Annotated in this window: 15 protein-coding genes; 4 read left to right on the top strand and 11 right to left on the bottom strand. The window is 60.8% G+C overall.

The annotated features are described in order from the left end of the window. The 6 genes from BJ928_RS18895 to lgt all read right to left on the bottom strand — a co-directional run bounded on the left by BJ928_RS18895 (window position 1) and on the right by lgt (window position 6,088). Window positions 1-933, bottom strand: coding sequence for a ribose-phosphate pyrophosphokinase (locus tag BJ928_RS18895; protein ID WP_047632110.1), 933 nt, complete (start codon window positions 931-933; stop codon window positions 1-3). A gap of 105 nt (window positions 934-1,038) precedes the next feature. Beyond that, the gene (locus BJ928_RS18900) at window positions 1,039-1,899 is read right to left on the bottom strand and encodes a hypothetical protein (protein WP_047632108.1); all 861 of its coding nucleotides are present in this window, start codon (window positions 1,897-1,899) and stop codon (window positions 1,039-1,041) included. 55 nt (window positions 1,900-1,954) lie between these two features. Next, entirely contained in the window at window positions 1,955-3,106 is a 1,152-nt protein-coding gene (locus BJ928_RS18905; RefSeq protein ID WP_047632107.1) for a Xaa-Pro peptidase family protein, read from the bottom strand. 1 nt (window position 3,107) lies between these two features. After that, window positions 3,108-3,890, bottom strand: a complete 783-nt coding sequence (gene pgeF / locus BJ928_RS18910) for a peptidoglycan editing factor PgeF (RefSeq protein WP_047632106.1) — start codon at window positions 3,888-3,890, stop codon at window positions 3,108-3,110. A gap of 137 nt (window positions 3,891-4,027) precedes the next feature. Next, complete coding sequence (locus BJ928_RS18915; protein WP_047632104.1) at window positions 4,028-5,125, bottom strand: class I SAM-dependent methyltransferase; 1,098 nt, start codon at window positions 5,123-5,125, stop codon at window positions 4,028-4,030. Between the two features lie 75 nt (window positions 5,126-5,200). Further along, on the bottom strand, window positions 5,201-6,088 hold the full coding sequence (lgt, locus tag BJ928_RS18920; RefSeq protein WP_047632364.1) for a prolipoprotein diacylglyceryl transferase: 888 nt from the start codon (window positions 6,086-6,088) through the stop codon (window positions 5,201-5,203). 264 nt (window positions 6,089-6,352) lie between these two features. On the opposite strand from lgt, the gene BJ928_RS18925 reads away from it, so the two are divergent. From BJ928_RS18925 to BJ928_RS18940, 4 genes are all read left to right on the top strand, one after another. Continuing rightward, entirely contained in the window at window positions 6,353-6,613 is a 261-nt protein-coding gene (locus tag BJ928_RS18925; protein ID WP_047632102.1) for an accessory factor UbiK family protein, read from the top strand. Between the two features lie 389 nt (window positions 6,614-7,002). Then, window positions 7,003-7,503 (top strand): YbjN domain-containing protein, encoded by a 501-nt coding sequence (locus tag BJ928_RS18930; RefSeq protein ID WP_041677603.1) that lies wholly within the window; start codon window positions 7,003-7,005, stop codon window positions 7,501-7,503. A 1-nt stretch (window position 7,504) separates the two neighbouring features. After that, window positions 7,505-8,344 (top strand): pyrroline-5-carboxylate reductase, encoded by an 840-nt coding sequence (gene proC / locus BJ928_RS18935; protein ID WP_047632101.1) that lies wholly within the window; start codon window positions 7,505-7,507, stop codon window positions 8,342-8,344. A 21-nt stretch (window positions 8,345-8,365) separates the two neighbouring features. After that, on the top strand, window positions 8,366-8,707 hold the full coding sequence (locus tag BJ928_RS18940) for a tRNA-binding protein (protein ID WP_047632099.1): 342 nt from the start codon (window positions 8,366-8,368) through the stop codon (window positions 8,705-8,707). A 34-nt stretch (window positions 8,708-8,741) separates the two neighbouring features. Here the strand turns inward: BJ928_RS18940 and BJ928_RS18945 are convergent, their stop codons facing one another. The 5 genes from BJ928_RS18945 to BJ928_RS18965 all read right to left on the bottom strand — a co-directional run bounded on the left by BJ928_RS18945 (window position 8,742) and on the right by BJ928_RS18965 (window position 12,706). After that, a complete protein-coding gene (locus tag BJ928_RS18945; RefSeq protein ID WP_047632097.1) occupies window positions 8,742-9,323 on the bottom strand; it encodes a DUF1349 domain-containing protein in 582 nt (193 codons plus the stop codon). A gap of 11 nt (window positions 9,324-9,334) precedes the next feature. Then, complete coding sequence (locus tag BJ928_RS18950; RefSeq protein WP_047632096.1) at window positions 9,335-10,717, bottom strand: ATP-binding protein; 1,383 nt, start codon at window positions 10,715-10,717, stop codon at window positions 9,335-9,337. Window positions 10,718-10,741: 24 nt separating this feature from the next. Continuing rightward, window positions 10,742-11,443 carry a response regulator transcription factor gene (locus BJ928_RS18955; protein ID WP_047632094.1) on the bottom strand — a complete coding sequence of 234 codons (702 nt, stop codon included), beginning with the start codon at window positions 11,441-11,443 and terminating at the stop codon, window positions 10,742-10,744. A 77-nt stretch (window positions 11,444-11,520) separates the two neighbouring features. Then, complete coding sequence (locus BJ928_RS18960; RefSeq protein ID WP_183079437.1) at window positions 11,521-11,991, bottom strand: MarR family transcriptional regulator; 471 nt, start codon at window positions 11,989-11,991, stop codon at window positions 11,521-11,523. Window positions 11,992-12,442: 451 nt separating this feature from the next. Then, window positions 12,443-12,706 (bottom strand): hypothetical protein, encoded by a 264-nt coding sequence (locus BJ928_RS18965; RefSeq protein WP_047632090.1) that lies wholly within the window; start codon window positions 12,704-12,706, stop codon window positions 12,443-12,445. Between the last annotated feature and the right edge of the window lie 169 nt (window positions 12,707-12,875).

Below are 12,875 nucleotides of genomic sequence, written 5' to 3' on the forward strand. Positions count from 1 at the left end.
TCAGTCGAACAGGCTCGAAACCGATTCTTCCTGGCTGGTACGGTTGATGGCTTCGCCGATCAGGCTTGCCGTCGAGATGACGCGGATATTGGGCGCCGAAAGCACGGCTGTCGTCGGCTGGATGGAATCGGTGATCACCAGCTCCTTCAGCTGCGAATTCGTCACACGGGTCACGGCGCCGCCTGAGAGAACGCCGTGGGTGATATAAGCGGTAACGCTTGCCGCGCCGCGTGCGAGCAGCGCATCGGCCGCGTTGCAGAGCGTGCCGCCGGAATCGACGATGTCGTCGATCAGCAGGCAATCCTTGCCGGCGACTTCACCGATGATGTTCATCACTTCGGACTCGCCCGGGCGATCACGGCGCTTGTCCACGATCGCCAGCAGACAGTCGAGGCGTTTGGCGAGCGCGCGGGCGCGCACGACACCGCCGACGTCGGGAGAGACGACCATGACATTGCCGATATCGTAGTTCGCCTTGATATCGCGGGTCAGGATCGGCAGCGCGTAGAGATTGTCAGTGGGGATATCGAAGAAGCCCTGAATCTGGCCGGCATGGAGATCGAGCGTCAGCACGCGGTCGGCGCCAGCCTCGGTGATGAGGTTCGCCACCAGCTTGGCCGAGATCGGCGTGCGCCCGGAGGCGCGGCGATCCTGGCGGGCATAGCCGAAATAGGGAAGAACCGCCGTGATGCGTCGCGCCGAAGAGCGCCGCATCGCATCGATCATGATCAACAGTTCCATGAGATGGTCGTTGGCCGGGAACGAAGTCGGCTGGACGACAAACACGTCCTCGCCGCGTACGTTTTCCTGGACTTCAACGAAGATTTCCTGGTCCGCGAAGCGCCTGACACTGGCCCTGCCCAAAGGAACGTTGAGATAATTGCAGATCGCTTCGGCAAGGTGCCGGTTCGAATTGCCTGCGAAAACCTTCATTTTGGCCCGCCTGTTACCAACCTGATAGCCGCGCTTTTAACCGCCTTGCTCTCGAATGCAAGGGGGAGAGGCGCGTTAGCTTTCATATTTCTGAAAAGCTTGTGGCTATCCACCGTTGGATTCACGCCAGGAATTGAATTCCGACATGGTTTTGGTGGCAATTTTCTGCATGACCGTCGAAGGAACGGCCGACCATGGGTCGCCGCGCTTCAGCGGAGCACTTTCCGAACCCTGAATGCGGTGGACGCGATTGCCATTGCTGTCGAGCACGTCCCATACATAGGTTACGGAAATCTGCGGGCCATCCTCAAAGGCGGAGAGATAGCCCTTGAGAATGTAGGCCGCACTGGAATCGCTTGAGCTCTTGATTGTCAGGCCGAGCGAGCGGGCATCGGCGCCGAGCTGGCGCGACAGCGGCGTGACGGCTTCCACCGGAGCGCCGATGATCGGCAGGAAGCGGACGCTGTTGCCGCCGGCCGCGGCTGCGGGCGGCAGCGATGCCTGTTGCTGGTCCGGCTGCTGCTCGTCCGTAGCCTGCTGTTGCGGCTGAGGATCGTCCGACAGGCGGCGGTCGGCTTCCTGCTGTTCGTCGGACTCGGAGAACTGGTTGTTGGCCGGAGCAATCGAGGCCGTCCGAGATCCGTCAAGCGGACGGGAGGCATAAGGGTTGGTGCCGTTCGATCGCAGCGCCGAAGCCTGGTCGTCGAGCGTGCCGCTGCCGCTGTAGCTCTGTGGCTGATAGGCCTGCTGCGAGGTCTGCTGCTGATAGCCGTAGCTATCCTGCGTGTTCTGATAGGTCTGACGGCGCTGGGGCGCCGACGCCATGCGTTCGACGTCGCGTTGGGTGACCGGGCTGGAGCTGGCATCGCCGATGGCTTCGGGCGGCGTCAGGGCGTCCGTGGTATTGCAGGCGGAGAGCGCGAGGCAAAAGCCGGCGACAGTCAACGTGATCCTGACCAGTCCCATAGACGCGATCCTTTCTCCCGACGGTCTTACCGTCCAGGACCGCTATCTTACGCCCCTAACGGTTAAGAAATTCGAGAGGGTGGCGGGAAAGGGCTTTCGGCGCCTGCGAGGTCGTCAGATAGGTCTGTCCGAGGGTCATGGCGGTACCGCTGTCGGAATCCATGATGATCATGTGCACGAAGAGCGACATGTTCTCCTGGATTTCAAGCGGATTGCCCATATGGAACATCTCGTGCTCCATCCATGAGGGCGAGAAGCGAGCACCGAGCGAATAGCCGCAGGCATTCAGCCGGTGGCGTGCAAGGCCGCGCTCGTCCATGATTTTCGCATGAACATCGAACACGTCGCCGAACGTGTGCCCGGGCATCAGGACCGTTTCGATTGCCTGCAGGGTTTCCAGGCAGGCGCTGTAAAGTTCGCGATGGCGGTGGCTGGGAGTGCCGATGACGACCGTGCGCATCATGGCCGCGTGATAATGGGCATCGACGCCAGCCCATTCGAGCGTCAGCTGGTCGTCGGCGTCGAGCTTGCGGCGGCCGGACTTGTAGCGGCAGAGCAGGGCTTCGGCACCCGAGCCGATGATGAATTCGTTGGCGGGGTAATCGCCGCCGCCGGCAAAGACGGCGCCCTGCATCGCGGCCAGGATATCGGCCTCGTCGGCGCCCGGCTTGACCAGGGACAGCGCGGCGTCCAGGGCATCGTCGGCGAGTGCCGCGGCACGCTCGACATGAGCGATTTCCGCCGGGCTTTTGGTCAGGCGCAGGCGGCTTACAAGATAGGAAGCGTCGACGATCTGGCCGAAGCTTGCTAGCTGATGATCGAGCAGCCGGGCGATGCGGCCCGTCATGCCGTGGGTGTCGTATTCGATGCCGATACGGGCGCCGAGCAGATCGAGATCGGACAATAGATCCTTGAGATCGAGCGTCGGATCGGCGTTGACGCGGTCGACCCAGATGCGGATATCGGTGATGACGGATGTGAGCTGCGCCTGGCGAAGATCGGCCGATCGCGTCAGAAGCGTCAAGGATCCGTCCGCCTTGACGACCAGTGTCTGGAAGAAGCAATAGCCGAACGTATCGTAGCCGGTCAGCCAATACATGCTCTCTTGGGCAAAGAGCAGCATGGCATCGAGCTTTTCCTCCTGCATCCTCGCCAGCAGTCGCGCCAGACGAGCATCGAATTCGCTGCGTTCGAAATGCAGGGCCATACTAGGTTGCCTCCCCGATAGCGATGGCGGAAATCTGGCGTCCGTAATCCGGCTCCTTCGCGTGCGTCGTGCGCCGATAGGAGAAGAAGCGCTCCGTATCCGGATAGGTGCAGAGGTTCAGGCTTTCAGCCGTGACGCCCGCTTTGTGCAGACGATCGACCGTCAAGGACGGCAGATCGAACATGGCATGGCCGTCGCGCTCGGATGGGGTGAAATATTGCGCGTAATCGGGATCGTGGGCGAGAAAGCGTTCGACGAATTCGGGGCCGACCTCGTAACTCGCCTGGCTGATGGAGGGGCCGAGGCAGGCAATGATCGTCTCGCGTTTCGCGCCGAGCGCCACCATCGCTTCGATGGTGTTTTCCAGCACGCCCGTCAGCGCGCCCTTCCAGCCGGCATGGGCGGCGCCGATGACCCGGTTTTCAGGATCGGCGAAGAGGATGGGGCCGCAATCTGCGGCAAGCACGCCAAGCGCGATACCCGGCGAGGCCGTCACCATCGCATCGGCCTGCGGCCGGCTGCCATCATAATGCGCGCCGATGGTGACGACATTGGGCGAATGGATCTGGTGTACGGTGGCAAGCCGTTCGACGGGCAAGCCGAACCAGCCGGCGACACGGCGGCGATTTTCCTGCACGTGCTCGCGATCGTCATGTGAGCCGAGGCCGACGTTCAGGCCGCGATAGAGGCCTTCCGAAACGCCGCCGGCGCGGGTGAAGTAGCCATGACGAATGCCGGAAGTCTCGGCGGCGCTCAGCAGCGTGCTTGCAAGTGGTGTCGGCAACGAGAGTGTTCCTTGATATCTTGGTTCAGCCTGTCGTGCGATGAATAACGCAGCCGCGGCGAAGCAGTTCGATCGTGAGGGAATGTTGGCCCAGGCCGCCGTACCCTGTCAATCCGCAAGGATTGGCGGCCAAGCGATCAGCTGACGGGACGAAAGGGCAGGAGCTCGATCGCCGGGCTGGAGACCGCCAGCACCTTGAAAAGCTCTCCCATCTTGCCTTCGCCGGCGCCCGCAAGCCGCTCCACGGCGACGCGGATATTCTCCTGCGTTGCCGCATCCTGGTCCCGGCCGAGGGCGGCGGCGCGTTCCAGCAGGCCGAGGCCGATGAGGAAATCGCCCTGATGACAGCAGCCGTTGATGTGCATGCCGGAAGCGAGCGCCGTTTGCGCCAGATGCTGGAAATCGACATGGCTCGTAAGGTCCGCTTCGCCGGGATGCTCCAGCGGCGGATCGTATTCGTGCATGCGCACCGCCTGCAGCGTATCGCCGAATCCCGTTGCCATGTGCCCGTAGTCGATGGCGAGCGCCGTACCGCCATAGGCGGCCAGCCTGTCGCAGATCGTCGTCATCACGGCCTGGCGGGCAGGTGCGATTTCGAAAATCGTGCCGATCGGCGGCAGGCCGCCGTCCGGAAGAAGAGCCGGATCGAGCGTGGCGACGCCTGCGGTGAAGCTCAGTTCGTCGTCGACATCGAGGCCGACCGTGCGCTCGCGGAAGCCGTTCGCGGTGCGGACGAACTGGCGGATCGGAATGGCGTCGAAAAGTTCGTTGGCGGCGAGCAGGGTGAAACCCTCGGGCACTTCGCCGAAATCCGTGTGCCAGGAGATTTTTGCGCCGTAGGCTTCGAGGGTCTGGCGCTGGAAGCCCTGCAGGCGCTCGCTGGTTTCGACGAGATGCACCGTCATGACATCGTAGAGCGGCGGCGCGAGCTTGCCGATGACGCGCAGCATGTCCGACATCATCGTGCCGCGGCCCGGGCCGATTTCGACGAGACGGACATCATCAGGCGTTCCATGCCGCTGCCAGGCATGCACCATGAAGACGCCGATCATCTCGCCGAAGAGCTGGCTGATTTCGGGGGCAGTGACGAAGTCGCCGGACTGGCCGAAGGGCTCACGCGTCTTGTAATAACCATGCACCGGATCGGCGAGACACAGCGAAAAATAATCCGTGATGCTCAATGGCCCGTTGGTGCGGATGATGGCTTTGATTTTTTCCCCGAGCGCCGTCGTCATTCTTTGCTTTCGCTAATGCTTGATCCTGAAGGACTGGGAGCCGTTCCCGCAGGATCATGCGATATTAACCCCACCTCAAGCCATCTGCCGTGCCGCTGCCTGCCTGGCGCGGATAACGGCCCACAGGCCGATGGCGACCATCGGAAGCGACAGCACCATTCCCATCGTCAGCCAGTTCGTGCCGAGGAGATAGCCGAGCTGTTCGTCAGGCTGACGGAAGAATTCGACAAAAATACGCGAGAAAGCGTAGCCGATGACAAAAATACCGCTGACCGTGCCCGGCTTCTTCAATGCCAGCGCCCAGCGCGTGAGAATGAAGAGCACGAGGAAGAGGATGATGCCTTCGATGCCGGCTTCATAAAGCTGGCTGGGGTGGCGCGGATCGGGGCCGGCGGGGCAGGCGCCATTATGGGCTGCGATGATATGCGGGCTGCAGAAGATCATGGCCCAGGGAACATCGCTCACGCGACCCCAGAGTTCGCCGTTGATGAAATTGGCGATGCGGCCGAAGAACAGCCCGATCGGCGCAACGGCGGCGACGATATCGAACAAGCTCCAGGCTGGAATCTGGTTGCGTCTTGCGAACAGGATCATGGCGATCGTCGTGCCGATCAATCCGCCGTGGAAGGACATGCCGCCATTCCAGACCTCGATGGCGCGGATCGGATTGGCCAGCACCGGATCGAGATCATAAAAGAGGATATAGCCGATGCGACCGCCGAGAACGATGCCGAAGGCGACCCAGAGAATGAAGTCGTCCAGATGCTGGCGCGTCATGGGTGCTGTATCGTTCAGCCAGAGCTTGCCGTTGTCGACCAGCCGCCGAGCATAGAACCAGCCGATCAGAATGCCGGCGACATAGGCAAGCCCGTACCAATGGACGGAGATCGGACCGAGAGATACGGCGACCGGGTCGATATCCGGAAACGGCAGGATGGCGGCGAGATTGGCGGATGTCAGCAAGATCGTCAGGCCCGTTGCAGCATGTTCCCGAAAGCACCGTGCCATTTCGGAACGGGATCATGCTTAATATCCAAAATGTGCGCGGAACATGGCGTTCGCTATCGAAACGGTCAAGTCGATTGTTGGTCCGCCCGATATCGCGGGTGCGGTTGTCCAGTCCTATCTCAATTTGCTTGCATCGGCCCCTTGGAAATCCTACCTCAGCACTATCTGGCCCATATCGATGCCTGACCGTTGAGGGCCGACGGCCGCAAGGAGATTGCCATGAGCACTGGACCGAACCGAATCTTGGACGAATTCGCCAAGCTGATGACCGATGCCGCCGGTGCTGCCCAGGGCGTGCGCCGCGAAATAGAAACCGCCTTCAACGCTCATGCCGAACGCTGGCTGAACAGCATGGATATCGTCAAGCGCGAGGAGTTCGAGGCCGTTCGCGAAATGGCGATCAAGGCGCGCGACGAAAACGAGGCGCTGCTTTCGAGAATCGAAGCGCTCGAGGCCAAGCTCGCAGCCAAGGGCGAGTGAACCTGTTTTCAACCTGAAAGCCGGTGCGGCACCCGTTTGCCGCGCCTTTTTCCTCTGAAAATTTCCGTCTGTTTTTCCACCTGTGGACATAGGCAAAAAAGCCAATCGCCAGAGTCGGTTATGACTCCCTTCTGAATAGGCGTCGGAAGAGCTTTCCACAGTGCCGTTTCCAAAATCACCGCTCAGGGGCTGGCATGCCGGGCATGCGGCTATACACTGATTTTAAATGATGATTCGAAACGGACTTGGTAAGCCCCGGGCATGGTGGAAGCGTTAGTCTGGCAACCGTTCAACATCATCCCGAGGATGTTTCCGGAGTAAAATTGTTTGCGTTCTTTCAGTGTTGAGCCACGGGAAAACTGCAACCGATCCGGTCAAGAAGGTGCTGCATGAGCCTTATGGAAATGGAAGCCGAACGACAATCGAATCCGGTCGACATGATCGAATTCGTCGCTGCCAACAACGACTGGTCGTTCGAGCGGTCCGGCGAGGACGAACTCGCCATGACCGTCGAAGGCCGATGGACCGACTATCACGTCTCGTTCTCCTGGATGGAGGAATTCGAGGCGCTGCACATAGCCTGCGCGTTCGATGTCAAGGTTCCCGACCCGCGCGTCAACGAAGTGATCAAGCTTCTGTCCTGTATCAACGGGCAGGTGCTGATGGGTCATTTCGATTTGTGGCGTCAGGAAGATATCGTCATCTTCCGCCAGTCGCTGCTCTTGTCCGGCGGCGCCGAGCCCACCAACCGGCAGGTGGAGGTGCTGCTTTCCAATGCGCTTGACACCTGCGAGGCTTACTATCAGGCTTTCCAGTTCGTTGTGTGGTCCGGGCTTGATGCGAACCGTGCCATGGAAGCCGTACTCTTCGAAACGGTAGGCGAAGCGTGACATGACAGGCGAACAATCCGCTAATGCATTTGCATCCTCCGGGCCGATCGTCCTGATCGGAGCGGGTAACATGGGTGGCGCATTGCTGACGGGGTGGCTGAAGAACGGCGTGCCGGGGTCATCGGTCATCGTCGTCGATCCCAATCCGTCCGACGCGATGCGGAAAATGATTGCGGATGCCGGCGCAAGCCATGTCATCGAAGTTCCGAAAGGCGTGACGGCGGGGGTTCTCTTCATCGCCGTCAAGCCGCAGCTGATGGACGCGGTTCTGCCGCCGTTCAAGCCGCTCGTCGGGCAGGCGACGGTCGTCGTTTCCATCGCGGCCGGAAAGACGCTCTCTGCGCTTGAAGCGCATCTGGGAGAGGCCGCAATGGTGCGCGCCATGCCGAACACGCCCGCTATGGTCGGGCGCGGCGTGACGGGCGCCTTCGCCAATGCCCGTGTGAGCGATCGCCAGCGGCAGCTGGTGCAGAATCTGTTGAAAGTGTCCGGCCCGGTCGAATGGGTGCCCGGCGAAGCCGATATCGATTCGGTGACGGCCGTTTCCGGCAGCGGGCCTGCCTATGTTTTCTATCTCGTGGAATGCATGGCGGAAGCGGGCCGAAAGCTTGGCCTGCAGGCGGACCTCGCCATGCGGCTCGCACGGGAAACCGTCGCGGGGGCTGGTGAACTCTTGCACCAGTCTCCCGACGACGCTTCGCGTCTGCGCCAGAACGTGACGTCTCCAGGCGGGACGACTGCAGCGGCGCTCGGCGTGCTGATGGCGGAAGACGGGATGCAGCCTCTGTTCGACGCGGCTCTTGAAGCGGCGCGCAAGCGGGCGCAGGAACTGGCCGGTTGAATTCTCGATAAAGGGCGGGACATGACGGAAGAGATCACCTATGGCGATTTCGAGCGGGTTGATATCCGCGTCGGGACGATCATCGAAGCGGAGACCTTTCCGGAAGCGCGCAAGCCCGCTTACAAGCTGAGGATCGATTTCGGGCCGGAGATCGGCATCAAGCGCTCCTCCGCGCAGATCACCGTGCATTATACGCCGGAAACCCTTGTCGGCCGGCAGGTGCTGGCCGTCGTCAATTTTCCGCCGCGCCAGATCGGACCGGTGCGTTCCGAGGTGCTGACCCTCGGTTTCGAGGATGAGGCGGGGGCGATCATCCTTGCTGCGGTAACCCAGCCGGTGCCGAACGGCAAGCGGATGATGTGAGCGACGTCCCTTTCGCAATCGAAAGGGAATGCGTTCAATGAATATCCCTTGATACCGGGTCGGTCAGGCTGAAGGCGAGGAATTCCGCTTCGAAGCCTTCGCGCTGCGGCGAGCAGAAGGCCGGGCCGACCGATACGTCTTCCAGCGTCGGATCAAACCAGGCGAGCCTTGCCATGTGCCACTCGGCCATCCGATCGGTGCGATATTGGATGAAGAGTGCATTGCCGTTGCGCGTGACCCGCACGGACATGGCGTCGAATTCATGATCGAGCCGAAATGCAGACCAGTCGGAATTGCCATTGGTGACGACGACGCTGAAATGCCTGGCGCCATCGGTATATTCGATACCGCATTTCATCCAGTGCTTGGCATCATGGCGGACCATCAGGCCGGCCTGATCGTACAGTTCGCGATAATGCCCGACGAAGGTGACTTCGGCGGTGAAGTCGCCGCGCCGTGGTATTCCGAGAAAATGACCATCGTCGCGATGGAAGCCGTAATAGGTTTCCTGCCAGAAATCGGTTTTGCTGCCGGAGCGGACGAACAGGCGTCCCTGGTTCACCTCCCACATTGGCGGTGAATTCAGCCAATGCATGCCATCGATATCGATCGGCATATGCTCCCTCCTCAGGCGGGAATGCGGATGGTGGCGCGCAAGCCGCCGAGCGGACTGTCGCCGAGCGTGACGTTGCCACCATGGCTGCGGGCGATGTCGCGCGCGATGGCAAGGCCAAGACCGGTGCCGGACTTATCGAGATTGCGCGCCGAATCCAGCCGGAAGAACGGTTTGAAGACGTCATCTCGCGCGGCGACCGGAATGCCGGGGCCGTCATCATCGAAGATGATCGTCAGCCATTTCGCGCTATGCCGGGCTTCGACACGCAGGCTGTTGGCATAGCGTCGGGCGTTGGTGGCGAGGTTGGTCACCAGACGGTTGAATGCGTTGGGCCGGACGGAGATTTCGTCATCTCCCTCGATGGAGAAGCTCATCGACTTGTCGTGCAGCGTGAAGTCCTGCCGGATTTTCTCCAGAATGTCGCTGAGCTTGAATTGCCCGACATCTTCCTCGGCCTCGCCGCGCGCGAAGGCCATGTAGCCCTCGAGCATGCTCTGCATGTCCTCCACATCTTCGCTGAGCCCGATCAGATCGGGATTCTCGCCGACAAGGGCGAGTTGCAGCTTGAAACGGGTGAGAACCGTGCGCAGATCGTGGCTGACGCCGGAAAGCATTGCCGTCCGCTGCTCGATTTGCCGCTCGATGCGTTCGCGCATGAGAATGAAAGCCAAACCGGCGCGGCGTATCTCGTCGGCGCCGCGGGGGGAATAGTTTTCCAGCCGCTGTCCCTTGCCGAAGCTTTCGGCAGCCTGCGCCAGCGCCAGGATCGGACGGATCTGACCGCGCAGGAAGAGGACGGCGATGCCGATCAGCACCAGCGAGGTGCCGACCATCCACAGAATGAAGATATGGGTGTTCGAGGCATAGGTCTGGCTGCGCTTGGCAAAGACGCGCAGCACCTTGTCAGGCAGTTTGATGCGGATTTCGACCAGACTGGAATTGCCGACCGTATCGATCCAGAAGGGCAGGTTGATCTGATCGCGGATTTCGTCGCTCAGGATGCCGTCGAGGATCGAGAAGAACGGCTTCTCGCCCGGCGGCGGTAGCTCGCCACCCGGTTCGATCGAAATGGCGAGATCGAGCTTCTGGCGCGCCATCTGGGTGATGGCGGAATAGTCGGCATCCTGCGGATAGGTCTGGATGATGGTGATGATGGCGGCGATGTCGCGAGTGGTCGCCATCGACAGCCGCTGCGTCACCATCTGCCAGTGGCGTTCCATGAAAACGACGGTGACAACGGCCTGCAGGATGATCATCGGCAGGATGAAGATCAGCAACGAGCGGGCATAGAGGCCGGTCGGCAGGATATAGCGACGCATCCAGCGCGAAAGCCACCGCAGCCCGTTCGACGGCGTGTGCTCCTGGTCGCGTCTGATCGAATCGAATGCCACCATGGCCGCTGATCCTCGGAACGAAACTCAGTCTATGCTCAGGCGGTAGCCGATGCCGCGCACCGTCTGCAGCCAGATAGGGTTTGCCGGGTCGTCTTCAATCTTGCGGCGAAGCCGGTTGATCTGGACGTCGATCGTGCGCTCGCCCACCTCGGCATCGTTGCCGATAAGCTCGTGGCGCGGGATCGTTTCGCCGGCGCGTTTGGCAAAGAGCAACATGATTTCCTGCTCGCGATCGGTGAGCCGGATGAGCTCGGCGGCTTTCTTGAGTTCCTTGCGGGTGAGTGAAAACGTGTAGGGGCCGAACATCACGAGCTCGATCTTCGGGGAGTCGGCAGGCGCGTTGCGTCGCAGGATATTGTTGACCCGGAGCACCAGCTCGCGCGGATCGAAGGGCTTCGGCAGATAATCGTCGGCACCGGCCTCCAGGCCGGCTATGCGGGAATCGGCTTCGGCGAGCGCCGTCAGCATGATGACCGGGATATTCTTGATAGCGCGCAGGCTCGCGGTCAACTCTATGCCGGACTCGCCGGGCATCATCACGTCCATGATGATGAGATCGAAATCGAGCCCTTCCAGCTTGCGTCGGGCTTCGGCGCCGTCGGCTGCAGCCGTTACGCGGAAACCCTTCTCCATAAGGTAACGGTTGAGAAGGGCGCGGATACGCGTATCGTCGTCCACGACCAGAAGATGTGCTGCGTCATCCGAGATTGCTGCTTTTGTCGTCATTCGATCCGTCTCGATCCTGTCCTACCCATCGATTGAGTTGACGCAGTCCGCACCAGGCCCCACGGGCGGGATTGCCGTCATGTCTCGGTCTGCATTCCCCTCAGGAAACGTTTCACGCCTTCGCGCGTCGCTTCCGACGCGCCTTCGAATGCCCTTTCAATGCGGCGCGATTGCGGCTCGGCCAACGCCAGAGCCAGATCGCGGCCCGCCTGCGTCGGGTACAGCTTGCGCTGCCGCCGGTCCTCAGGACCTGCGACCTGACGAATATAACCCGAATCGATCAATTGTTTGAGAACCCGTGCCAAACTCTGTTTGGTGATCTGCAATGTTTCCAGAAGGTCCGCAACCGTCATGCCGGGTTCGCGGTTAACGAAATGAACGACGCGGTGATGAGCCCGGCCGAAGCCGCTTTTGACGAGGATCTGGTCCGGATCGGAGACGAAATCACGGTAAGCGAAGAAAAGCAGCTCGATGATCTCGAAATCGATGCTTCCCGCGTTCTGCATCGGCGTGGCCAGCAGCTCTGTCTTTGCCGCATTCTGGCTCATCTGTCGTGGCACCGTGGCATTTCCTTTCCTATTATGGAGCATCCGGGACATTTACGCTAAAATATGTCAGCTCTGTTGACACATTTTTACGTCGCCGGTTGCCTTCGCACAATGCCACGCGTTTCAAACGGCGTTGGCTTGTCGGGAAATTAAGCGCGGCCCCGCGAAAACCTCAACATATCCTGTATTTTTATCGCCCGCCACTCGCGCATAGAGCGCAAACACAGCTGAAATCAATCCTGTAGCGAGGTGGAGAGTGGCGGCGGCCAACATGAACAGGGGTACGCCCCATGTTGAAACCCTGCCATGTCCGATCTCACAGGCCCCTGATGCCGGTTGAGCTGGCGCTTACTTCGAGGCGCGAGGAGGGGCGGCTGTTGCCGAGCAGGGTTGCGCATCGATCTGCGCAAGCCGGGTGGTTGCGACCTCCGGCTTGCGCGATCCGATCTATTTAGGACTTGCGGCCGAGAACGACACCGACGATCGCCGAGAGCACGCCGCCTGCGACCAGCGAGGATATGCCCTGCGCGATGAGGCCGGTTAGAGCTTCGCTGCCGATCAGGTTGAGGATCAGGCCGCCGCCAAGACCACCAATGGCGCCGGCGATCGTTCTCGCAACGAGATTGATCCCATCCTGTTTCAAAACGGCGCTTGCGGCGTTGCCACCGATCGCACCGGCAATCAATTGCGTGATGATAGGCCCTAGACTTTCCATGACTGCCCTTCTCCCATGATTCCGGAGACGCTTCCGGATGCCCTCTCGCTGCGTCCCGGATCGATGCCGGGGAGCGGCGATAATCCTCACTGATATTAGAAGTACATCATGCTCGGATCGCTGGAAATAGAAGGCAACTCAAACGGGAGAATTCCGCAATAATTTCAGG

Source organism: Rhizobium sp. WW_1 (assembly GCF_003610155.1).
Classification (GTDB): domain Bacteria; phylum Pseudomonadota; class Alphaproteobacteria; order Rhizobiales; family Rhizobiaceae; genus Rhizobium; species Rhizobium tropici_A.